This is a genomic window from Haliscomenobacter sp. (assembly GCF_033763495.1).
Lineage (GTDB): Bacteria > Bacteroidota > Bacteroidia > Chitinophagales > Saprospiraceae > Haliscomenobacter.
The window spans coordinates 1-23,997 of sequence record NZ_JANRKL010000110.1; the positions used below are offsets into that span (position 1 = coordinate 1).

Genomic DNA, 23,997 nt, shown 5'->3' on the forward strand with positions numbered 1-23,997 from the left:
AAACCCGGTACCAAATACATCAGCCGCAAACGCAACGTCACGCCGAACAACTACCTCACCGAACTTTTTGAAGAAATCTGGAGCAAACACTTCCGCAACCTCAGCGACAAGCAGTTAAGTGATGCGCCCTGGATGAAAGACAACCTGCCTTATGTAGGCGAACTGCTCCTGGGTCACCTGCGCTACGGCACCCACGGCGACAACAGCATCGAAACCTGCCACCCCTTTCTGCGCCAGAACAACTGGATCAACCGCAACCTCTTGCTGGCTGGCAACTTCAACCTGACCAACGTAGACGAATTATTCCAGGAGTTGGTTGAGCTGGGCCAATACCCCAAGGAAAAATCTGACACGGTTACGGTTTTGGAAAAAATTGGCCATTTTCTCGACGACGAAGTACAACGCCTCCACACCTGGTTCAAGCCTGACGGCTACACCAACATGGAGATCAACGATTATATCTTTGAACAACTGGACATCCAGCGCCTGTTGCGCCGCGCCAGCAAACGTTTTGACGGTGGTTACGTCATGTGTGGCCTGATCGGGCACGGCGATGCCTTTGTGATGCGCGACCCTAATGGCATTCGCCCAGCATTTTATTACCACGATGACGAGATTGTGGTGGTGGCTTCAGAGCGACCAGCCATTCAAACTGCTCTGGATGTACACATCAGCAGTGTCAAAGAGGTTACCCCCGGGCATGCTCTGATCATCAAAAAGGGCGGTAAGGTGGAAGAGTTACCCTTTACCGACACCAGTGAGCGGCACTGTTGCTCCTTTGAACGCATCTACTTCTCCCGAGGTAATGACCGCGACATTTACCTGGAGCGCAAAAAATTGGGCCATCAGTTGGTCAAACCCATCCTGGAAGCAGTAGGCTATGATTTCGAAAACACCGTTTTTTCTTTCATCCCTAATACCGCCGAAACTGCTTTTATGGGTATGATTGAAGGTTTGTACGAAAACCTGGATGCCATTCGAGAGAAAAAACTGGTCAAAGCGCTTGAAGAAGGCAAGTTGAAGCCCAAGAAGATTGAAAAAATCATGGCCCAAAAGCCGCGCATCGAACGCCTGGTGGTCAAAGACGAAAAGGTGCGCACTTTCATTGCGGATACTACTGCCCGGGGTCGCCTGGTTTCGCACGTGTACGACGTCACCTACGGCCTGGTGCACAACGATCAGGATACCCTGGTGCTGATGGATGACTCCATTGTACGGGGCACCACCCTCCGGGACAGCATCATTGAAATCGCTTCCCGTTTGCGTCCAAAAAAAATCATCGTGGTTTCTTCCGCACCCCAAATTCGCTACCCCGATTGTTATGGCATTGACATGTCGAAAATGGGCGAGTTTGTAGCCTTCAAGGCTTTGGTGGATTTGCTGAAGCAAGACAAACGGTCCCACTTGCTGGAGGAGGCTTATCAGCGTTGTAAAGCGCAGGAGAATTTACCCAAGGAATTGATTCGCAATGAGGTACAAAGCCTTTATGATCTATACACCGACGATCAAATTTCCAAGCAGATTGCCAAAATCGTTACGCCCAAAGGCATCAAACCCAAGATTGAGGTGATTTACCAATCGGTAGCGGGTTTGCATGAGGCTTGCCCCAACAACAATGGTGATTGGTATTTTTCTGGAAATTATCCCACGCCGGGCGGGAACAAAGTGGTGAATCGTGCATTTATCAACTACATGGAAAAGCGCGACGAGCGGGCTTACTAGTCTTAGAAAATATTATGGAGAAAAAAATCATCATCGTTGGTGCAGGAGTAGCAGGCCTGATTGCCGCAAAACACTGTGAAGAAAAAGGCTACCAACCCTTGATTCTGGAAGCAAGCGATCGGGCTGGTGGCCGTGTCAAAACTGAAGCTGTGGATGGTTTTTTACTCGATCATGGTTTCCAGGTCTTGCTCACGGAGTACGCGGAAGTGCAGCGTTACCTCGATCTGGACAAACTCAATTTGCGTCATTTTCAACCGGGCGCAGCGATTTATTCAGGCGGGCGTTCTTTCCGTTTTTCTGATCCCCTGCGTGACCCCTCCCAACTTTGGACGGCTCTGTTTTCGCCAATTGGATCGCTGTGGGACAAAATCAAAATTTGGCAACTGAACCACCAATTACAAAGTATGCCCCGCGAACAAATTTTTGACGGCAATCCCCAATCCACACTTGATTTTTTGCGCCAATACGGCTTCAGCGAGCGGATCATTAAGCAATTTTTTCGGCCTTTTTTTGGAGGGATTTTTTTGGAAAATGAGTTGAGTACCCCTGCTACAATGTTTCGCTTTGTGTTCAAAATGTTCGGCAAAGGATACGCCGCCATCCCCGCCAAAGGTCTGGAAGAAGTGGTCAAACAACTCCAGGCAAAACTCCAACAAACCACCTTCCGCTTCAATACTCCGGTACAAGAGATTCAGGAAAACTACCTGATCACCCAGGCAGGCGAACGCCTGGACTTCGATAAGGTCATTGTTACTGGCAATCCGACGAATTTGATTCCTGGCCTGCGTGGCCAAACCCAGGCTTATCAGGGCACTTACAATCTTTATTTCTCAGCCAATTTCAGCCCTCTCCAGGCTCCCCTCATTGGCCTGATTGCCGATGCTGATAACCCCATCAACAGTTTCTGTGTGTTGAGTGAGGTGTCAGTGGATTATGCTCCAGCGGGAAAAGTTCTGATTTCAGTTTCACTCAAATCAGATACCATTGCGACGCCAGAAACGGTGAGTGCTGCCTTGAAAAAAATGGTAAGTCGGGCCGATTTGGAATTGACCCACCTGAAAACCTTTCACCTCCCCGAATCTCTGCCGATTGTGGAAGCATTGCGTTACGCCATCCCGAGCACCCAATATGCGCTAAACAACAACATCATTTTGGCAGGGGATCAACTATTGAATGCATCCCTGGATGCGGCGATGCGGAGCGGCCGGGATGCGGTAGCGAATGTGTGATTTTCCTCTAGGGATTTGTTGTTGTTTTGGGTGATTCCTGCTACATTGGTTATTCTAAAACCTCAATTTATGTCCAGCACAACACCACCCTCAAAGGCCAGACTTTGGCTCAAACGCCTCGGCATTGGCGGTTTTTTATTTTTCCTGATCAAAGGATTGATTTGGTTGGGAGTGTTTTTGGTGGTGTTTTTTCAAAAATGCACCTAAAGCTCTTTTTCCGGCCCCGCCAAATCCAGAATCATAATCTTCTGCCAGATCTTATTCGACAATCCTTGTGTCAAGGATTCAATGTCATTCACCGCATTCAACACTACCGGGTCATCCAAATATTGTACGTGTAGGGCCGCCAATTTGCTGGTCAGTGAAAGCATTTCTGAACAGTATTCTAGATAGCGGGTCAACTGATAGGGTGTCATCGTACGTTGTGGAGAAGACTCTGTTGGTTTAAAATTGGTACCCGCCAGAATGATGGCCGGGTCTTTGGTTAGTTGGTGCATATCTACCACGTGAGCCAAACTGCGCAGTGCATGCAGCGAACGCAAGGCAAGGCTACGTTTGTAACGCATTTCGATGCTACCCAAAAAGAAGATGGCGATGGATAAAAAGATGATCTCGTTGATGCCCGCCTCCAGGCCTTGTAAAAAATCACTCCAGCCGTTGGTTTCGTGAGATAGCTTTTGCACACTTTGCCAGGCCAACACCGAAACAACTACAACCAAAACAAGGATGGATACGGCCGTCAGAATGCGCAATGTCCACATGGGCTTGCGCAAACGGGGGGAGATGTGAATGCCAAAACGCCCCAGTTCCGTCAACTCTTTGCTTACCTTGCCCAAGCCTGCCTCGGGAAAACGCTCCGTGATGCGCGCTTGCAATTTGCGCAGCGTAATCATCAGCATATCCGGGCGCAGTTCGCTGAACTTGCCTTTGGGTAAGGGGTGATCCCATTCTTTGCCGAGTATCCAGGTGATCCAACGCATTCCTGAAATCTTTAAGGGTTAAAGGTATAGAGCGGTAAAAAATGAACATTTATTTTTGCTCCATTACAAAGGCATCGCGATCCTGCAAGAAAGCAAATTTTTGCCGAAAACGATCCTGATCTGCTTTGGATAGAGTAGCAGTGTACACATCTTCCGTGTGCGAAACCCGGTACAGTACCTCACCCGCATAATCATGCAATACGGTGTCTCCAGAGTATTGGATGCCTTTGCCGTCGGTACCGACACAATTTACACCTATAGTATATGCCTGATTCTCGATGGCACGGGCAGTCAACAATTGCTGCCAGGCATAACTGCGAATTTCGGGAAAATTAGCTACGTACAACAGCAAATCATAAGCCTGGGTATTGCGGCTCCACACCGGGAATCGCAAATCGTAACAAATCAGGGGCATGATTCGCCAACCTTTCCATTCTACGATCAAATGTTTTTGCCCTGGGGTGTAATGCTCATGCTCCCCGGCCAAGGTAAACAAGTGCCGTTTATCGTAGGTATAAAGTTGCCCATCGGGCTGCATCCAGACCAGACGATTGAAATACTGGCCGTTTTCGGTGGCTATAAAACTTCCGGTGATGGCCGCCTGCTTGCTGCGGGCTTGTTCCGCCAACCACTGCATGGTCGGCCCATCCATGGGTTCGGCCAAAGTTTCCGGGCTCATGCTGAAACCAGTGGTAAACATTTCGGGCAATACAATCAAATCCGTTGGCTCTTGTAGTGCCGCCAGTTTTTCGCTGAAATAAGCGCGGTTGGCTTCCGGATTTTCCCAGTTTAGCCGTGCTTGGATTAAGGTAACAAACATAAAAATAAGGTTAAGGAGTTGAGGAGTTGAGGCTACCGCAGCGACATGCACACTTTCACACCCACACATTACACCCATACCCATTTTTGCGGTAGCCTCAACATCTAAACTAATCTACAATCATTTCTACCCGATCCAGCTCCTGCTGGCGGATATTTGTCGGCAATTCCCGGAATTCGTATTGCTGGTTACGCAACTTGGGCTCATAACCCGCTTCCCGAATGGCATCCTGAATGCCCTGGGCAGTAAAGCGGAAACGGGCACCCGCGGCCGAAACTACATTTTCTTCAATCATGATGCTGCCAAAATCATTGGCACCAGCGTGCAAACAGATTTGTGCCACTTGTTTACCCACGGTCAGCCAGGAAGCCTGGATGTTGATCACATTGGGCAACATGATACGGCTGATGGCAATCATGCGGACATATTCATCACCCGTAACGGTGTTGCGGGCGCGTTTGAGTTTTTTCAGAATGGTGTCCTCATCCATGAATGGCCAGGGAATGAAGGCCAGGAAACCCTTGGCATTGGCAGGTTTTTCGGCCTGTACCTCACGGATTTTGACCAAGTGCTCCATCCGCTCCAGGTTGGTTTCGATGTGGCCAAACATCATCGTGGCTGAGGTGGTGAGGTCCAATTGGTGCGCAGCCCGCATGACATCGAGCCATTCCTGGGCGCCACATTTGCCTTTGGAGATCAAACGACGTACCCGGTCGTCCAAAATTTCAGCCCCGGCTCCAGGCAAACTATCCAATCCAGATTCTTTTAAGGCTTTTAATACCTCGTAATGCGTCGACTTGGCCAGCTTGGTGATATGGGCTATTTCGGGCGGCCCCAAAGCATGGAGCTTCAAGTTGGGATACAGAGATTTGAGCTCCCGAAACAAACCCGTGTAATACTCCAAACCCAAATCCGGGTGATGGCCTCCTTGCAAGAGTAATTGTTCTCCCCCAAAGGCAAAGGTCTCTTCAATTTTTTGCTTGTATTCCTCTATCGAAGTCACATACGATTCCTCATGCCCCGGGCGGCGGTAAAAATTACAAAATTTACAATTGGCCAAACATACGTTGGTCGTATTGGAATTGCGATCGATGATCCAGGTAACATGATTGCCCGGCACTTGTTTGCGCCGCAATTGGTGCGCTACGTACATCAAATCGGCAGTAGGGGCTTGTTCCAACAAGAACTGGCCTTCCTCGGCGGATAAAAAATCGAAGCGCAGCGCTCTTTGCAATAATTCTTCAGTATGCATGGACAATGGTTTGCTTTGCAAAAGAACAAAATTACAAAACCCTGGTTTTACTAACAGGGTTTTATTTTTCATTTTTTTCTGAAAACTATGAAAAATAAAAAATTAAACCACAGCCGTACAAAAACTGTTCAGAATCAAAAACATTGCTTATATTTGCACCCAAGTTGGAAAAAACACTTCAAAAGAGGGAATCACACATGGTTCCCTCTTTTGCGTGTATGGAGCTTGTTTAGGCAATACCAATGAAAACCGCATGATTACCGAAAAGATTGAAGAACTCTTACAGGAAAAATTTCAGGAACCAGAATTCGCAGATTGTTTTACTGTCGAAATCAAACTGGAAGGCGGCAAGCAGCTGGAAGTTTATGTCGATAGTGATTCGGGCATTACGCTGGAAAAATGTCAACGCATCCACCGTTTTTTGGAATCCCATTTGGATACCAATGGCTGGCTGGGTGAAGATTATGGGCTGGATGTTTCCTCGCCAGGCATTTTTCGTCCACTGAAGTTTGCCCGTCAGTACACCCGCAACCTTGGTCGTACCCTGGAAGTACAACTCAGCGAAGGCGAAGGAAAAACCGGTATCCTGAAAACCGTGAACCCCGAATCCATTGTTCTGGAAGAAGAAATCAAATGGAAAGAAGGGAAAAAGAACATGAAAGGGACGATCCAGACGGTGATTCCCTTTGAGCATATTGTCAAGGCAGTTGTGAAGCTCAGTTTTTAACTATAAACTATAGTGCAATGAATCTGGTAGACACTTTCTCAGAATTTAAAGCTGGGAAGAACATAGACCGCCCGACCATGGCGCGGGTACTGGAGGATGTATTTCGTACCCTGATCAAGAAGAAATTTGGATCAGACGACAATTTTAACGTAATTGTCAATACACAAAACGGTGACTTGGAACTTTGGCGGGTACGCGAAATTGTACCCGACGGTGAGGTTACGGACGACCGTGCGCAAATCTCCATTTCCGAAGCCCTCTCGATTGACGAAGACTATGAGATTGGGGAAGAGTGCTACGAACGCCTGCAATTGGAAGACTTTGGTCGCCGTGCCATCATGGCTGCCCGTCAGACCCTCATTTCCAGAATCATGGAATTGGAAAAAGACGAGGTGTACAAGAGCTACTCCGAGCGCATCGGCGAAGTAATCGTAGGCGAAATTCACCAGATCCTGAAGAAAGAATTTTTGGTGGTGGACGATGCTACCGGCAATGAATTGGTATTGCCACGCACCGAAACCATCAAAGCCGATTTCTTCCGCAAGGGAGATATGGTTAAAGGCATCATTCGACGGGTGGAATTGCGCAACAACACCCCGATTGTGGTGATGTCGCGTACCGATAATGCTTTCCTGGAAAAATTGCTGGAAGCAGAAGTTCCCGAAATTGAAGATGGCCTGATCAGCATCAAAAGAATTGTACGCCTGCCTGGTGAACGTGCCAAGGTAGCTGTAGAATCATACGACGACCGCATCGACCCCGTAGGCGCTTGCGTAGGGATGAAAGGCTCCCGGATTCATGGCATTGTACGCGAGTTAAACAATGAAAACATCGACATTGTTAACTACACCAACAATGCAAGTTTGTACATCCAACGTGCCCTTACCCCGGCAAAAGTAAGCCGCATTGAGTTGAATACGGAAACCAATCACGCGGATGTTTACCTCGAACCAGACCAGGTATCCCTGGCAATTGGTAAAAGTGGAACCAATATCAAACTGGCCAGCCAATTGACTGGTTACGAAATTGATGTTTACCGCAACAATACAGACGAATACGAAATCGACGATGTGGATCTCGACGAATTCGGCGATGAAATCGAACCTTGGATCATCGAAGCCCTCCAGGCCATTGGTTGCGACACTGCCCGCAGTGTATTGAGCCTCAGCAAAGCTGAATTGCTCCGCCGTACCGACCTTGAGGAGGAAACTATTGATGATGTGCTTCGCGTTCTGGCCGCTGAATTTGAAGAAGGAGAAAATAATTAAGTTCCTTTTCGGGAACTTTCTGGCCTAACTTAGCCTTATGTTGCTGTTCAACTAGGCTCGTTAGGCAAGGGAAAGTCATTGAAGTATATTTTTTCAAAGATAATCTGTGGAAAAATCGGATTTGCTTTACTTTCAATGGTTTTCCCTTATCTTTGTGCCAGTTTTCTAAATTTTTCGAATGTCAAGAGTTTTAGTTAAGATTGCTAGGGACTTAAATGTCGGTACGGCTACTATTGTGGAACACCTCAACAGTAAGGGTTTTGATATTGAAAACAAACCCAATGCCAAGATTACCGATGGTATGTACGATGAATTGACGCGCCATTTTCAAAAGTCAATCGAAATCAAAGACGCTGCCAAAAATGTCAATATTGGTTCTGTCCGGCCTAAACCGGAAGTAGCGGAGCACGCCACTCCTGCCAAAGAGAAATCAAGCGAAGAAGACAGCGAGCCCAAGAGTGAAGTGGAGAGCGAAAGCCACCGCTTCAAATTGCAGAAACCCGTTGTTTTGGGTAAGATTGACCTAAGCGAGCGACTCAAGCAGCGCATTGAAAAAACGACCCCCAGCAGCAATGAACCTGTCAACAAGCGTAAGGAAGAAACACCTACGCCCATTGAGGAGAAGCCGGTTCCACGTGAAGAGGTTCCTGCTCCAATAGAAGAAAAACGAACACCCGAGCCAGCCAAAGAAAAGCCTCTCGAACCACAAGCTACCGTGATTAGTACTCCTCCTTCTAGCGAGATTCCAACCGCCAACACACCCGAAGCCAAAACAGCGCCAACAACCGAGGTTGAGGCTCCAAATGGCAATGGTGGCGATAATTTCCGTGCCGAAACTCCCGAATTGCGGGGACTGAAAATTTTGGGCAAAATCGATACCGATAAGTTCGAACGCCCACGTGGTAAAAAGCCAGAAAAAGGCAAAGACCAAGGCAGAGGTAAAGGCGGAAACCAACCTGGAGGCCAACAAAACCGTGGCCCGGCAACCCAGGGCCAGGGCGGAGGCAACCAACCCGGCCAACAAAATCGTGGCCCGGCAACCCAGGGCCAAGGGGGAGGCAACAATCCTGGGGGCAACCAAAACCGAGACAACCGGGGCGGCGACAACCGCAACCGTCCAAATAACAGCGGCCAACCCAATTCTCCGGATAACCCCAACCGCCGTCCACAAACTGAAGGGGGAGGAGGCTCCAATCCTCCTGGCAATGCTTTGTCAGAAGCTGAAAAGAAAAAACGCAAACGCAAACGCAAAAAGGTTACCCCTGGCCAGGAAGGCCAAGGTGGTGCTCAGGGCCAACAAGGCCAGGGCCAGAACCAAGGAGGCGACAACCGTGGTGGCGGCCAAGGTCAACGTCCACAAGGCGGAGGCAACAATAACAACAATAACAATAACAACGATCGCCGACCTCAGCACCGCCCTAATCAACAGGGCAATAGCGGTGGAAATCGCCCAGCTACTCAAGAAAACAACGGCGAAGTTTCGCAACGCCAGATTGAAGAAAAAATCAAGGCAACCATGGCTCGTCTTTCCGGAGGTGGAAAGAAAAAGCGCCAAAAGTTGCAACGTGATAAACGAGATCGCTTCCGTGAACGCCAGGAAATCCTGGAACAAGAAGCCGAAGGCGGCAAACTGCAGGTAACCGAGTTCATCTCGGTATCCGAATTGGCCAGCGTGATGAACGTTGGTGTGACGGAAGTAATCACCACTTGTTTGAGCCTCGGGGTAATCGTATCCATCAACCAGCGCCTCGATGCAGAAATCATCGAATTGGTAGCCAGTGAATTTGGCCATGAAGTGGAGTTTATCTCAGTAGAAGATCAGGTTGGTGAAGAAATCGAAGCACCAGATGCCCCCGAAACACTGCGGGACCGCGCTCCGATCGTAACCGTAATGGGTCACGTCGACCACGGTAAAACTTCTTTGCTTGACTACATCCGTAAAGCCAACGTGGTATCGGGCGAAGCCGGGGGTATCACCCAGCACATTGGTGCTTACGAAGTAGAACTGGAAGACCATCGCAAAATTACCTTCCTGGATACACCGGGTCACGAAGCCTTTACGGCGATGCGTGCGCGGGGGGCCAAGGTAACCGACATAGCCATCATCATTGTTGCTGCGGACGATAGCATCATGCCTCAAACGCGTGAAGCCATCAGCCACGCTCAAGCAGCTGGGGTGCCCATGGTTTTTGCCATCAACAAGGTAGATAAAGCGGGAGCTCGCCCCGAAAAGATCAAGGAAGAATTGGCCAACATGAATATTTTGGTGGAAGACTGGGGTGGAAAATTCCAATCCCAGGACATTTCAGCCAAAACCGGCCATGGTATTCCCGAACTGATGGAAAAAATCCTGCTGGAAGCAGAATTACTGGAACTCAAAGCTAACCCGAATCGGCGTGCTTCTGGTACGGTACTCGAAGCAACCTTGGACAAAGGCCGTGGTTACGTGACCAAAATGTTGGTCCAAAACGGAACCCTTAAAGTGGGGGATACCTTTGTAGCGGGTGAATTTTCGGGTAAGGTACGGGCCATGCTCAACGAGCGTGGCAAACGGGTCACCGAAGCGGGTCCAGCTACTCCAGTCATGGTACTTGGTTTGAGTGGTGCACCACAAGCGGGTGACTTGTTCAAAGTATACGAAAATGACCAGGAAGCGCGTCAAATCGCTTCCAAACGTTCACAAATTACCCGCGAACAGGCCAACCGAGCTACCAAGCGGATTTCACTCGACGAAATTGGCCGTCGTTTGGCACTGGGCAACTTTAAGGAGTTGAACCTGATTGTGAAAGGGGACGTGGATGGTTCGGTAGAAGCCTTGGCGGACTCCTTGATCAAACTGTCGATCGAATCGGTACAGGTCAACGTGATCCACAAGGCCGTTGGTCAGATCATCGAAGCGGATATCTTGCTGGCTTCGGCTTCCGACGCCATCATCATCGGTTTCCAGGTGCGGCCTTCCGCCAGTGCGCGTAAGGTGGCCGAGCGTGAAGGGGTGGAAGTAAAAACCTACTCCATCATCTACGAAGCCATTGAAGAGGTTAAAGCGGCCATTGAAGGGATGCTTGAACCCACCAAGGAAGAAAAAATCACTGGTTTGGTGGAAATCCGCGAGGTGTACAAGATCAGCAAAGTGGGTACCATTGCAGGTTGTTTGGTGTCCGAGGGCAAAATTACCCGGAACAGCCACATCCGCGTGGTACGGGATGGTATCGTAGTGTTCCCAACCCGTGAAGGCGCTCACGGCGAAGTGGCTTCCTTGAAACGTTTCAAAGAAGACCAACGCGAAGTGAAAGCTGGTTTGGAATGTGGTCTTTCGATCAAAAACTTCAACGACATTAAAGAAGGTGACGTGATTGAAGCGTATGAAATTGTTGAGATCAAGCAGAAGTTGAGCTAGAATAGCTTGGCTGAGTGGAATACGGCACTAGTGGCCAGACAATGTCCAATTAGACGCGGGTGCGTTTGATTGGGCATTGTTGTTTTTTGGGGGGATGAGGCTATAATGATGTCACCGCTTCGCAGTTCTGGACATCTACCTGAAAATTGCTACAAAAATCCCCTACCTTCGCCCCGCAAAAACCACCACCTTGCAAACCTCCCTTTACCTTCGTCTCGCCCTTTTCCAGTTCCTTCAATTTTTCATTTGGGGCTCCTGGACGGTGACCACTGGAACCTATCTTTTACAAAGCTTGCACTTCAGCGGTCGCGAAGTAGGCTTGGTGTATGGCACCACAGCCATTGCTGCCATGGTTTCACCCTTTTGGGCGGGGCGTTTGGCCGATCGGCATTTTCGTTTGGAGCGCATTCTGGCCACCTTGCACTTTACGGGCGGCTTGCTCATGTTTGCCCTCAGCACGATGGATACTTTTGCCTTTTTTTACCCGGTCATGTTGTTGTATGCCATTTGCTACATGCCCACTTTTGCCTTGTCTACAGCCATGACCTTTCACAATATCCCGGAGCCTGCACGGGATTATCCACGCTTGCGGGTATGGGGTACCTTGGGCTGGATTGCAACGGGTTTGTGTGTAGGCGGGCTGGATTTGGAAACCACCACTTTGCCTTTGCGCTTGTCGGCTACGGCCTCCATTTTTCAAAGCATTTATGTTTTGACCTTGCCCTCCACCCCGCCGCTGGGTAAAAAGGAAAAAACCAGCCTTTTGGCCACTGGGAAGCAGCTCATTCAGGACCGCAGCTTTATGGTACTGCTGATTGCTCTAACCCTGATTTGTATCCCCAATGCCTTTTATTACAGCTTTGTCAATGCTTATTTAAAAGATCAGGGCTTTAAAAACGCAGCGGCGATGATGTCGATCGGGCAGGCTACGGAGATTGGGTTTGTATTGCTCTTGCCCTATGCGCGCCGCTACTTTGGGCTGAAACCAGTGATTTTAATGGGGATTCTGGCTTGGGGTATTCGTTACCTATTGTTGTCCTGGGGAGGGATAGACTTGCCACTAATGGTTTGGGTGGGTCTGGGTATGCATGGCTTGGCCTGGTCCTTTACAGCATTGGCTGGACAAATTTACATCGATGAAAAAGTTCCGGTATCTTTGCGGAGTACGGCGCAGGGCTTCATTGCGTTAATCATCTCTGGGATGGGGGCCTTTATTGGCTCTTTAATTGCTGGTGAAGTGGTGAGTTGGCATACCTTGAGTAAGACGATCAACTGGTCGGCGGTTTGGCTGGTACCGGGTGGGGTAGGGATATTTACGGCAGTGTTTTTTGCGTTATTGTTTCGGAGTCCCAAACGACAGCCTTGAGAAAAAACCAACCTGAGATGGCCCTTAGATGTCTTAGATGGTAAAAAAAGCAATCTAGAATAGTTTAAAAAATAGGTTAATTGAACCATCTAAGACATCTAAGGGCCATCTCAGGTTGATACATTAATAACTTACTGCTACTTATATTTTTAAGTAGCTCATCCTTTCAATATGGAAGAGGAATATTTAGAACAAACCAAAGCCCTGGTAGCTCAGGATTTCGGGCTGACCCAAACGACTCCCCTCAGCGAGGCCGAGCTACTCGACGCCATTGCCAATCGGGTAGCTGAAATGATGGAAGAGAATAAGGACCTCTTGCTGAGCTACATGTACCGCCTGGATATCGACGAGGGGAGAATTCACTTTGCGCTGAGTCCTCTTGCCAATGAACCCGCACATTTTGCATTGGGGCGTTTGATTTTGAACCGCCAGAAACAACGCGCCATCACCAAACTGACCTATAAGCCCCCCAAGTTGGATGGATGGGAATTTTAAATTCTTGTTCTTCCGAACCTTTTCCCTACCAAAAATTGTTTAAATTTAGGCATCATTTAGCAAAGCTTTAAAAATACTCAATACATATGGCTGATGTGATTCAGCTACTGCCCGACTCGATTGCCAACCAAATTGCTGCCGGCGAGGTGATTCAACGCCCTGCTTCGGTAGTTAAAGAGTTGATGGAAAACGCGGTAGATGCAGGCAGCAAAAACATCAAATTGATTGTAAAAGACGCCGGACGAACCCTGATTCAGGTCATCGACGACGGTTGTGGTATGTCGGAAACCGATGCCCGGATGTCCTTTGAACGGCATGCAACCTCCAAAATCCGCAGCGCTGACGACCTCTTTGCCATTCGCACCATGGGATTTCGGGGTGAGGCGCTGGCTTCTATTGCTTCGGTTGCACAGGTGGAGTTGCGCACGCGGCGACATGCCAGCGAAATGGGGACCTTATTGCACGCCGAAGGTTCTAGGGTGAAATCTCAGGAGCCTTGCCAAACGGCAGCAGGGACCAGCTTTTCGGTTAAAAATCTCTTTTACAATGTACCTGCTCGGCGCAATTTCTTAAAAGCCAACACCGTAGAGTTTCGCCATATCCTCGATGAATTTGAACGGGTGGTACTGGCCAATCCCGATATCTTTTTTTCCTTGCACCACAATGGTTCTGAGGTGTTTCATTTGCCGCCCGGTAACCTGCGGCAACGCATCACCGGAGTTTTTGGCAATGCCATCAATACCCGTCTGGTGCCTGTGAATGAAGATACCGACGTCATCCAGATCAAAGGCTTTGTGGGCAAACCCGAATTTGCCAAAAAAGTCCGGGGGGAACAGTACTTTTTTGTCAACAGCCGCTTCATCAAAAGCAGTTACCTGCACCACGCAGTGATGAGCGCTTATGAGGAAGTTTTGCCCAAAGAAATGTACCCTTTTTACCTGCTCTTTTTGGACATTGACCCGGCCCGTATTGACGTCAATGTACATCCTACCAAACAGGAGATCAAATTTGAAGACGATCGCCTGGTGTACAATTACCTCAAAGTAGCAGTTCGCCATGGTTTGGGGCAATACGGGGTGATGCCCAGCCTGGATTTTGAACAGGAATCAGGCCTTAAACTTCCTTATATTACAGCCAAACAAGAACAGGACAAACCCTTCATCACCCCAGCGCGCAACAGTGGCGCCTGGCAAAATGATGATGCGAAAACCTTTTCTACCGGGCGGGACAATGACCCGGCGCAACGCCGTGAAGACAACAACCTGCGCAACTGGCAACTCCTGTACAAAGATCTGGGGGGGGCAGATGAAGAACCAGAAGAAACTGTAAACAGTGAAAGCGAGCAAGAGAACACTCAAACCCTGACGATCGGAAGTTCTTGGGAGTTGGAAGAAACTACTCTTGGTACGGGTACTGATGAGGCTTTTGCCAAACAGCACAAAGCTCCCTACCAACTTCAGGGTACTTACATCGTGAGCCAAATCAAATCTGGCTACATGCTCATTGATCAGCAATCTGCTCACGAGCGCATCCTGTACGAGCAATACCTGAGCAGGATGGAAACGCGACAGGGCTCTACCCAACAGCAACTTTTCCCCATTACCCTGAATTTTAGCCCCAACGATGCCACCTTGCTCAAAGACCTCTTGTCGGAAATACAACCCCTGGGTTTTGATGTGCAGGAATTCGGAGTGAACTCTTTTGTGGTCAATGGGCTACCCGCTGAGCTGGCGGGCAAACAAAGTGAACGGAGTATTCTGGAAAGTTTATTGGAACAACATAAAATAGGACTGGAACTCCAGTTGAATACCCGCGAAAGCCTGGCCCGTTCGATGGCGCGCAGTGCAGCCATCAAGCGGGGGCAATTGCTCAATGAAGTAGAAATGCAAGCTTTAATTGATCAGTTATTCGCCTGTGCCATGCCTTTCCGCAGTCCTTTTGGCAAAAAATGCTTCGTAACCTACGAGTTAGAAGATTTACAAAAACAATTTGAATAATCTTACATCATGATGCGCATTACCGATGTGGTTAAACATTTGTTGATCATCAACGTTTTAGTATTTTTTGTTACGTTACTGGTTTGGGGAGATCCGGCCAGAGAACTGACTGGTGCACTACTGGGTGGAACGGCTGAATTAGTGGATTGGGAGCGATACATGTTCGCCTTGTTTTTTCCTGGTTCACCCTACTTTCGCCCTTACCAATTGGTGAGCCACATGTTTATGCATGGAGACGTTGGGCATTTGTTGTTCAACATGCTGGGCTTATTCATGTTTGGAACCATGGTTGAAATGCTTTGGGGGGAAAGAAGATTCTTGTTTTTTTATTTGTTCTGCGGATTCGGCTCTATGCTATTGTACCTCGGGATGAAATACCTGGAACTTTATTATTGGGGAGGAGCCTCCCTTGGTGCCATTAATACGCCGATGCTGGGGGCCTCTGGGGCTATTTTTGGAGTTATGATGGCTTTTATGCTGAACTTTCCGAATGAGCCCATCGGTATTTTTTTCCTCCCAATCAGGATACCGGCGAAATACCTGATAATGGCTTTCTTCGGATTTGCGATATTGACGGGGTTTGGAATCATCGGAGGCAATCGGGGAGTAGCAGATTTTGCCCACATTGGCGGAGCAATATTTGGTTATTTTTTGATCGTTTATTGGGAGAAATTCGGCACTCGGCTATAATCAGCACATTTGAAGGGGTTCGGCCTTTCAAATGAGGATAAAACGTTTTATTTTTGGACTAAACTTGTGCAAGGGGCAAGAACGAAACAAGTGTTTATTTTGCCCAATACAAATCAGGATACATCATGCTAAGGTCGATCTGGGAGGATTTAAAGCGGGAATTCAACTACGGGAATGCGGTGACACGCATCATCCTGGTCAACGTTGCTGTGTTTGTAGGCATTAACTTGGTCAATATCGGTTTGTACCTTTTTAATGGTTGGAAATCAGACAATACGACCTTTGGGAAATTTTTGGACTATATCTGCATGTCTTCAGATTGGTGGTTTGTACTGACCCATCCCTGGGTGATCATCACCAACATGTTTAGCCATTTTTCTTTCGGACATATTTTGTGGAACATGCTTTTTTACCACATGTGTGGCCGAATTGTCGGCGATTTGCTGGGTAACAAGCGGGTTTTGCCTATCTACCTCATGGGAGGCTTGGCTGGTGCGCTGGGCTTTTTTATTTTTGAAAACGTACTTAATCCTCAATTACTAGGTGCTGAACCTGCTACAGCATTGGGAGCCTCGGCAGCTGTAATGGCAACTATCGTCATTTCCGGGGTCATTGCACCCGACTATGTGGTGCGTTTGTTGCTGATTGGTGATGTAAAACTCAAGTTTATCGTAGTGACCCTGATTTTCCTGGATCTGGCCTTCATCGCCATGGGTGATAGCAATTCGGGAGGTCTTTTTGCCCACCTTGGTGGTGATATATTTGGTTTTGCATATGCCTGGCAATTGCGCAAGGGCAACGATTTTGCATTCCCTTTTATGCGTTTTTTCGACTGGTGGGATGCGAGTTGGTCGCGGTGGAGAAATGGTACTCCCCCCCAGCGAGGCCCCAAAGTAGCTTACAAAAACCCTAAAGTAAGGGAAAAAACCACTGCAGGTAGCAGCCGACAAGATTCAGGCAAACGTAGCAGCAGCGCTCCACCCCACTACGACAATATGAGTCATCAGGAACAATTGGACGCTATACTCGACAAAATCAAGCAGTCTGGATACGAGAGTTTGAGTACCGAAGAGAAAGAGTTCTTATTCAATGCCAGTAAGAAATAACTAGTCCTTTTGTGGAAAAACCAATCGTATCGTGCAAAAACTAATTCGCTGGGCCAATGTGCTGATTGTTGTGTTCACCCTGATGACTTACCTCGCCCCTTACATCAGCCCACAACGCTTTTGGCCTTTCGCGTTCATTGGCCTGGTTTATCCTACCTTATTGGTTATCAACCTGCTTTTTGTATTCTATTGGGCTTTTCAACGCCGCTGGCAAGCCTTGATGTCGCTGGGCGTTATTTTGGTGGGTTGGAACCACTTCGCGGGCTTGGTTGGTTTTCATCCTGGTAGTGTAAGTCCTGAAGGTGCATCCTTGCTCAAAACCATGACGTTCAATGTATACGGGTTCACCAATTTTCACCAAAAAGGTACTCCAGCCAGTCCAGAAGAACTACAAGCACTGATCTATCAGTACCAACCCGACGTCTTGTGCTTACAGGAATTTGTGAATCACGCCAAGATTGGCTCTACTTATGTGGATGCGATTCGACAGCATAATGGGCTGGAACATGCCATTTGGAAAAAAACCGAAGAATTGGCCATTTTTTCCCGCTATCCCATTCTGCGCTCCGAGGTTCGTTTTTTTGGAAGTACCAATGGTTATCGTTATGCCGACTTACAAGTTGGCGAAAGAATTGTGCGGGTATACAACGTCCACTTGCAATCCAATTCCATCACAGGTTTGACGGACGAGGTGACCAGTTCACCTGATTTAAGGGAAAGGGAAAACTGGAATCGGGTTAGAAGTATTCTGGGTAGATTTAAACGGGCAGCACAGGAGCGAGCTAGCCAAGTGGAAGAATTATTGGCCCACCTGAGCAATAGTCCGTATCCCGTAGTCGTCTGCGGTGATTTCAATGACATTCCCCAATCCTATACCCACCATCGGATGTGTAAGAACCTGCGGGATGCTTTTTTAACGGCTGGTTCGGGTTTGGGTATCACTTACGCGGGGCGTATTCCAGGCCTGCGCATCGATTATACGTTTACTGACCTTAAATTTACTCCTCTGTATTGTCAGCGGGGGAAGGTCAGTTTTTCCGACCACCGGCCTGTCATTACCGTAATTCAATTGTAAACGGGATCCAAATCTCAAAAATCGCTAAAAAGCACCCATTTTTGAGTTGATCGACTTCTCTTAGCCGCAAGTCAAACACATTTTTATATTTTTGCCGCTGCAAAAAACAGTCCAATGAACAGTGCACTAAAAATTTACAACAGTCTCACTAAAGAGAAAGAAGTATTTCAACCCATTCACCCGGGCCGGGTTGGCATGTACGTATGTGGTCCTACCGTTTACAGCAATGTTCATTTGGGCAACTGTCGCACCTTTGTGAGCTTCGACATCATCTACCGCTACCTGCAATTCCTGGGCTACAAGGTGCGCTACGTGCGCAACGTGACCGATGTTGGCCACTTGGAAGGTGATGTAGATACAGGTGGTGAAGACAAACTGGGTAAACGCGCCCGCCTGGAGCAACTGGAACCGATGGAAATCGCGCACAAATACACGGTGGGTTTCCACGATATGATGCGCATTTTTAACGTACTTCCACCAAGCCTTGAGCCGCGAGCCACCGGGCACATTCCCGAGCAGATCGAAATGGTGCAACAAATCCTCGACAATGGTTACGCTTACGAAGCCAATGGCTCGGTGTATTTTGACACCCTGAAGTTTGCGGAAAAAAGTGGCATTTACGGAGCCTTGTCGGGCCGAAAAATTGAAGACCTCATCTCGGAATCACGCGATAACCTCAAAAAGCAGGACGAAAAACGCAACTCTGCCGATTTTGCCATCTGGATCAAAGCCGATCCTGAGCACCTGATGCGCTGGAATTCCCCCTGGTCGGTGGGATTCCCGGGCTGGCACCTGGAATGCTCGGCAATGAGTACCAAATACTTGGGCAAAACCTTCGACATTCACGGTGGGGGTAACGACCTTAAGTTTCCACACCACGAAAACGAGGTGGCGCAAAACTACGGCGCATGTGGTTGCACCCCGGCCAAAACCTGGATGCACGGCAACATGCTTTTGCTGAATGGCAAAAAAATGTCCAAGTCGGATGGCAACTCCATTATGCCGGAAGAGTTGTTTACGGGCAATAGCCCCCATATCACAAAAGGTTACAGCCCGATGGCCGTGCGTTTCTTCATGTTGCAAACACATTACCGCAGCACCCTGGACTTGACCGATGAGGCGCTACAAGCCGCGGAGAAAGGTTATCGCCGCCTGATGGAAGCTTATGCTACCCTGCAAGCACTGCCCTTCAGCGGAGGTGCTACAGGCGCACAAGACCAGGAAGTGAAAGAGTGGATCAGCTCCGTACACGAGGAAATGGACGATGATTTCAACACGCCCAAAGCACTGGCGCGTTTGTTCGAAATCGTGAGCCGCGTCAACAGCTGGAAAGGTGGCCAGGTTAGCATGGAAGGCTTGAGCGAAGTGACTTTCAACGAATTAAAAACAACTTTTCATACCTTCTTGTTCGACATCTTTGGCCTGCAAGACGAGGCTGCTACTGGTAGTGACGATAGTTTCAAAACCATCGACGGCCTGATGCACCTGATCATCGACATGCGTGCGGATGTACGTGCGCGTAAGGATTGGCCTACGGCAGATAAAATTCGCGATACTTTGAAAGCGGTGGGTATTGTGCTGAAAGATGGAAAGGAGGGGACTGAGTGGGGGAAGGAGTAATTAATGATGAATGAGAAATGATGAGTGATGAATTGGTAAAGCAACCAGAATTCATCACTCATCATTTCTCATTTATCACTGCTCTAAGGCTTTCACCAAAGAGAGTACCGATGCATCCCTCCGCAACTCTGGCATCATATCAAACAATAGTTCGTGGCTGGCATATTCATCCTCCAGTACCTCACTGAGTTGGAGGAGAGCCTCCTGACGATCGCCCATGCGGAACAAACACGCAATGCGGCAGTAGCTCAGTTCAGGACTTACGGTACTTTCTTCCGCCATGTCCAAAATTTCCAGGGCACCTTCTTCCTGACCGGTCAACATCAGAAATAAAGCGTATTGCAGCCAATACTCTGCTGCTTCTGGTGCAATATCGGTAGCCAGGCAATAGTGCGTTTCGGCCAATTCCAGCTCATCAAGCTGTGTGTAGGCTTGAGCCAGGCTGGCGTGGTATTCTTCCCGATTGTCGTCAATCTCAATGGCTTTTTTGCAATAGTGCGCCGCCAATTCCCATTGCTGTTCGGCAATGGCGATTTCACCCAGGTGGAAAAAAACCTCATCGTGGTGATTCTCCAGCTCCAGGGCTTTTTTCAAAAAAGATTTGGCTGCTTGTGGATGGCCCATGTGCAATTGGCACTGGCCCATGCGCAACAGCAAATCAGCATCGGCACCAAAGTTATCCAGAATTTCTTCACAAATATCAAAGGTCAAGGGGTAACGTTGCAGTTCAAAAGCCAGATCAGCCCTTTCGCGGTAGGCGAGCTCGTAGGTGTCGTCGGCCAGGTACGCGAATTCGAGCGCTTCGAGTGCATCCTCGTAGTTGCCCAGATGTGTATGGCAAAGCCCCAGGTTGTACCAGGCTACACAGGAGTAGGGGTTCTCGTCGATGATTTGCTCATGCAGGCTGACACATTCTTCATAGTTGCGGATGTGTTGCACTGCATTCATGATTTTTTCGAGGCCATGCCGCATTTCTGAATCGTGGATCACCGCCGCTTTCAGCGCCAGGTACATGGCTTCATATTCCTGTTGGTTTTCGTAAATCAAAGCTCGTACAAAATGCGATTCAGCCAGGACATTGGGATCGAGCTCATCGGGTAGCTGCCCCAATTGTTCATGGGCCGCCTGATGTTCGCCCAGATAGGTAAGTGCTTGTGCCCGCAGCAACAGTATTTCAGGTTCGTTGGGGGCCAAAATTTCTGCCTGGGTCAACACTTCCAATGCCAGGTATTCCTGGTTGGCTTGAACAAGAACTTCTGCTTTGCGCAGCAAAAACTCAACGGTATAGCTATGACTGTCAATGGCGCGTTCAACGACTTCCATTGCCCGATCAAAAATCTCTTCGCTGAGGTAGTGATCAATCAAATGTCGGTAAGCATCTTGGTCCAAAAAAAGGGACTCTCCTTGGTCCAACATAGCCTCGTACTCGGTAACTAAATCGATCAGCGCCTGATTACTCATAAGGTACAATTGTAGTCTTTAAGCAGATTGTTGCTAAAGATAACGAAAAGGCAATGACATCTCCGAACTTTAGCCTGAGTAAGTGAAGACCATTAATGGAACGGTAGCTGTTTTTGAGGGAACGGTAAAATTTGTCTAAGTCTTTGTCCTTTAATAGTTTATTGTTTTGAATTATTTATCTTTTGACATATACGAACAAAAAAAATGCCAAGGGCTGAATTCATTAAAGTATTTGTGTATTAATTTTTTGCGAATAGTTAGGGGATCTCGGAATGGGGATTTCGGATTTCGATGGAGTTCTACTTCCAGAATTTGGGTTAATTGTAACTCGTGTTTTCAGGCCTGAAATCCTAAGTGTTGGTTTTTAACCTGCTCAAATACAGAAGCGCTGCGAAATCCGAAATCCCCATTCCGAAATTATTTTTTCCCTCTTGCCTCCTGAACTCGCCGCAATAGTTCCTTATTGAACTCTTGTTCACTGCGTTGCAAAAGGGCAATCTTGCGGACAGCCATAAAACCCTTCATGCGCTGAAAATAATCGCGTTTGAGTTTGATGAGCTCTTCCTCCATCTCAAAGCGATCCAGCATAGCACGTTCTACCTCCTGATCGCTCAGCGTATTGATGTCCTGATCGGGGCGGTATTTTTGGCGAATCCTTTTGTGTTCGGCTTCGTATTGGTTGTACACTGGCCAAAATTTCTCCGATTCTTCGGGAGTGAGTTTGAGCTTATCCGTGATGAACGCCACTTTTAGGGCGCGAATGCGGTCCTGTGCTTGGGTTACTTGGGGCAAAGTCAGCAGAAAAGCCCCAAACAAAACCGACGCTACGATCCATTTTTTCATGTTGCTGTAATCTTTTTCCGGGTTAGAGTAATTCCTTAAGGGCCTCAGCATCCATTTCCTGAATGACATCATCCAGGTATTGATCCAGGTCCTCGGGCGTTAAATCTTCAAAGCTGGGCTGATTCTCCTGATTGGATGCAAATTCCAGCAAGGTTTCGGTATCAAATTCATGGAAATTCGCCTGAATGTAGGCATTCAAGGATTCAGGGTCAAGTTTGGCTAATTCTGCACTTAGTTCAGATCCTGCTACAGGCTGACTTTGATACAACCAAACAGCACCCAAGGCGATGAGCAGGGCAATGCTGGCCAAGCCAAGTGCCCAGCGGGGCTGGAACAAAAACTGGAGGGGTTCAAAAAACCGATCCAGCCAGCCAATATTTTGGGCAGGAGCAGCTTGTGAATTGCTTTGGACCTTTTCCAGCACTTCTTTTTGCATGCGCTGAAAATAGTCCTCAGGTAGGCGAAAACCATCCCCTTGCTCCTTCATTTTGAGCAAATGCGGGGATAACTCCTCCAACTCTTTACGGATATCCTCATCAGGGCGTTTCATTCTTTGTTGTTTTGATTAGACTTTATGTACACAGGCCAGCCTGTGTCATAAAATCTATTGAGCTTGAATAAACTAATGCAGTGGGGCAAAAAACTGATGTATTTTAACTACCCCTATGCCGCAAAAAACTGTTCTACTTTTTTGACTGCGTGGTGAAAAGATGCCTTGAGTGCCCCCACCGAAGTGTTAAGCAATTGGGACATTTCTTCGTAACCCATTTCCTCATAGTACCGCAAATTGAATACTTCCTTTTGGCGGTCCGGCAGGGTTTCCAGCGCTTGTTTCAACCGAATCTGAGCCTCATCCCCATCAAAAAACGAGTCAGCCTGTAAACGATTGGCCAGGTTGATGTTGGCATCGTCAATTGAGGTCGAGCTCCGCCGCTTGCGCTGGTTGAGGAAGGTGATGGCCTCATTGGTCACAATGCGGTACAACCAAGTGTAGAGACCCGATTTTCCTTCAAACTGCCCAATGTTGCGAAACACTTTAACCAGGGCATTTTGTAAGACATCGTTGGCATCGTCGTGGTCGTTCAACAGGCGCCTCACTTGCCAATATAGCCGCTCTTGATGGGTTTCCATCAAGAGCCGAAACCCACGCTCCAGGGTTTTAGGGTTTCGCATGAGTCCCAGGATTTCGTCGTCACTGGTTTTGGCCTGCGGCATCAGATTTTGTTGGTTTGAAGATTTGACTTGGATTTGTGCCAATGGTTTAAACGGAGGCTGAATTTTTATCCTTATTTTACCACCGAAAGGTATAAACTTGAAACATATGATGCGGGTAGAACAGCAAAAACAATTTACCCTGGACTTTTTAAAAGCCTATCATCCTGCAAATGAGGTTGAGCGGGCGCATGTACAAGAGGTGCTGGCTTTCATTCAAAGTCAGGAAAACCCCTTTTATCCCCAACTTCCCGCTGGGCACATTACGGTTTCTGCCATTTTAATGGATCAAAAGCAGCAAAACATCCTTTTTCATTACCATCAAAAGCTGGATCGATGGTTGCAATTTGGAGGTCACGTGGAGCCAGATCAGGACTTCAATACCCTGCAAGCGGCCATCCGCGAGTTAATGGAAGAAACGGGTTTGAGTGTAACGGCATTCAGTGTCTTTGGCGAAGGAGAGCCCATTGATGTAGATGTGCACCTGATCCCGGCACGCGCTGATTTTCCAGCGCACCCGCACCACGATCTGCGCTACTTGTTTAAATTGATTTTACCTGCTAAATTTGATGAAAATTCCTTTCGCTGGATCCCAATTGAAGAGCTACTGGCCTGGGAAGATGCCTCGATCCAGCGCTTTGCGCAAAAGGTTTTTGAACGGACTCAGGCAAATTGAGCCAAAAACGAAATGGATTTTAAGGAACTTAATCCCATTTTTAGTCGTTTTTTAGCCATTA

Annotated in this window: 21 protein-coding genes; 14 read left to right on the top strand and 7 right to left on the bottom strand. The window is 48.1% G+C overall.

Translation table 11 applies throughout. The annotated features are described in order from the left end of the window. The 3 genes from SFV55_RS11660 to SFV55_RS11670 all read left to right on the top strand — a co-directional run. Positions 1 to 1,722, top strand: a 1,722-nt coding sequence (locus SFV55_RS11660; RefSeq protein ID WP_320029677.1) for an amidophosphoribosyltransferase, incomplete at its 5' end; no start/stop codon positions are given. A 14-nt stretch (positions 1,723 to 1,736) separates the two neighbouring features. Beyond that, positions 1,737 to 2,951: an NAD(P)/FAD-dependent oxidoreductase gene (locus tag SFV55_RS11665; RefSeq protein WP_320029678.1), complete on the top strand. Its 1,215-nt coding sequence runs from the start codon at positions 1,737 to 1,739 to the stop codon at positions 2,949 to 2,951. Positions 2,952 to 3,020: 69 nt separating this feature from the next. Next, a complete protein-coding gene (locus SFV55_RS11670) occupies positions 3,021 to 3,158 on the top strand; it encodes a hypothetical protein (RefSeq protein WP_320029679.1) in 138 nt (45 codons plus the stop codon). Here the strand turns inward: SFV55_RS11670 and SFV55_RS11675 are convergent. The 3 genes from SFV55_RS11675 to mqnC all read right to left on the bottom strand — a co-directional run bounded on the left by SFV55_RS11675 (position 3,155) and on the right by mqnC (position 6,003). Further along, entirely contained in the window at positions 3,155 to 3,931 is a 777-nt protein-coding gene (locus SFV55_RS11675; RefSeq protein WP_320029680.1) for a hypothetical protein, read from the bottom strand. The genes SFV55_RS11670 and SFV55_RS11675 overlap by 4 nt on opposite strands. A gap of 49 nt (positions 3,932 to 3,980) precedes the next feature. After that, positions 3,981 to 4,751: an amidohydrolase gene (locus SFV55_RS11680; protein WP_320029681.1), complete on the bottom strand. Its 771-nt coding sequence runs from the start codon at positions 4,749 to 4,751 to the stop codon at positions 3,981 to 3,983. 109 nt (positions 4,752 to 4,860) lie between these two features. Then, a complete protein-coding gene (gene mqnC, locus SFV55_RS11685) occupies positions 4,861 to 6,003 on the bottom strand; it encodes a cyclic dehypoxanthinyl futalosine synthase (RefSeq protein ID WP_320029682.1) in 1,143 nt (380 codons plus the stop codon). 253 nt (positions 6,004 to 6,256) lie between these two features. Here mqnC and rimP point away from each other — a divergent pair, with 253 nt between their 5' ends. The 10 genes from rimP (at position 6,257) to cysS (ending at position 19,744) form a co-directional block, all read left to right on the top strand. Then, complete coding sequence (rimP, locus tag SFV55_RS11690; protein WP_320029683.1) at positions 6,257 to 6,730, top strand: ribosome maturation factor; 474 nt, start codon at positions 6,257 to 6,259, stop codon at positions 6,728 to 6,730. A gap of 17 nt (positions 6,731 to 6,747) precedes the next feature. Next, complete coding sequence (nusA, locus tag SFV55_RS11695; protein WP_320029684.1) at positions 6,748 to 7,998, top strand: transcription termination factor NusA; 1,251 nt, start codon at positions 6,748 to 6,750, stop codon at positions 7,996 to 7,998. 178 nt (positions 7,999 to 8,176) lie between these two features. After that, entirely contained in the window at positions 8,177 to 11,395 is a 3,219-nt protein-coding gene (infB, locus tag SFV55_RS11700; RefSeq protein ID WP_320029685.1) for a translation initiation factor IF-2, read from the top strand. A 190-nt stretch (positions 11,396 to 11,585) separates the two neighbouring features. Continuing rightward, positions 11,586 to 12,761, top strand: a complete 1,176-nt coding sequence (locus tag SFV55_RS11705) for an MFS transporter (RefSeq protein ID WP_320029686.1) — start codon at positions 11,586 to 11,588, stop codon at positions 12,759 to 12,761. 171 nt (positions 12,762 to 12,932) lie between these two features. Beyond that, positions 12,933 to 13,256, top strand: coding sequence for a hypothetical protein (locus SFV55_RS11710; protein WP_320029687.1), 324 nt, complete (start codon positions 12,933 to 12,935; stop codon positions 13,254 to 13,256). An 86-nt stretch (positions 13,257 to 13,342) separates the two neighbouring features. After that, the gene (gene mutL, locus SFV55_RS11715) at positions 13,343 to 15,253 is read left to right on the top strand and encodes a DNA mismatch repair endonuclease MutL (protein ID WP_320029688.1); all 1,911 of its coding nucleotides are present in this window, start codon (positions 13,343 to 13,345) and stop codon (positions 15,251 to 15,253) included. Positions 15,254 to 15,262: 9 nt separating this feature from the next. Then, positions 15,263 to 15,943 carry a rhomboid family intramembrane serine protease gene (locus SFV55_RS11720; RefSeq protein WP_320029689.1) on the top strand — a complete coding sequence of 227 codons (681 nt, stop codon included), beginning with the start codon at positions 15,263 to 15,265 and terminating at the stop codon, positions 15,941 to 15,943. Between the two features lie 125 nt (positions 15,944 to 16,068). Continuing rightward, positions 16,069 to 17,049 (top strand): rhomboid family intramembrane serine protease, encoded by a 981-nt coding sequence (locus SFV55_RS11725; RefSeq protein ID WP_320029690.1) that lies wholly within the window; start codon positions 16,069 to 16,071, stop codon positions 17,047 to 17,049. 31 nt (positions 17,050 to 17,080) lie between these two features. Beyond that, positions 17,081 to 18,124, top strand: coding sequence for an endonuclease/exonuclease/phosphatase family protein (locus tag SFV55_RS11730; RefSeq protein WP_320029691.1), 1,044 nt, complete (start codon positions 17,081 to 17,083; stop codon positions 18,122 to 18,124). Between the two features lie 114 nt (positions 18,125 to 18,238). Next, positions 18,239 to 19,744, top strand: a complete 1,506-nt coding sequence (cysS, locus tag SFV55_RS11735) for a cysteine--tRNA ligase (protein ID WP_320029692.1) — start codon at positions 18,239 to 18,241, stop codon at positions 19,742 to 19,744. Between the two features lie 75 nt (positions 19,745 to 19,819). Here cysS and SFV55_RS11740 read toward each other — a convergent pair whose 3' ends face one another. The 4 genes from SFV55_RS11740 to SFV55_RS11755 form a co-directional block, all read right to left on the bottom strand. Then, complete coding sequence (locus tag SFV55_RS11740; protein ID WP_320029693.1) at positions 19,820 to 21,205, bottom strand: tetratricopeptide repeat protein; 1,386 nt, start codon at positions 21,203 to 21,205, stop codon at positions 19,820 to 19,822. A 417-nt stretch (positions 21,206 to 21,622) separates the two neighbouring features. Then, the gene (locus SFV55_RS11745; protein WP_320029694.1) at positions 21,623 to 22,048 is read right to left on the bottom strand and encodes a hypothetical protein; all 426 of its coding nucleotides are present in this window, start codon (positions 22,046 to 22,048) and stop codon (positions 21,623 to 21,625) included. A 22-nt stretch (positions 22,049 to 22,070) separates the two neighbouring features. Beyond that, on the bottom strand, positions 22,071 to 22,598 hold the full coding sequence (locus tag SFV55_RS11750; protein ID WP_320029695.1) for a hypothetical protein: 528 nt from the start codon (positions 22,596 to 22,598) through the stop codon (positions 22,071 to 22,073). Between the two features lie 113 nt (positions 22,599 to 22,711). Continuing rightward, positions 22,712 to 23,263 carry an RNA polymerase sigma factor gene (locus tag SFV55_RS11755; protein WP_320029696.1) on the bottom strand — a complete coding sequence of 184 codons (552 nt, stop codon included), beginning with the start codon at positions 23,261 to 23,263 and terminating at the stop codon, positions 22,712 to 22,714. Between the two features lie 106 nt (positions 23,264 to 23,369). Between SFV55_RS11755 and SFV55_RS11760 the strand changes: the two genes are divergently transcribed. Beyond that, positions 23,370 to 23,936, top strand: a complete 567-nt coding sequence (locus SFV55_RS11760; RefSeq protein ID WP_320029697.1) for an NUDIX hydrolase — start codon at positions 23,370 to 23,372, stop codon at positions 23,934 to 23,936. Positions 23,937 to 23,997 lie beyond the last annotated feature (61 nt).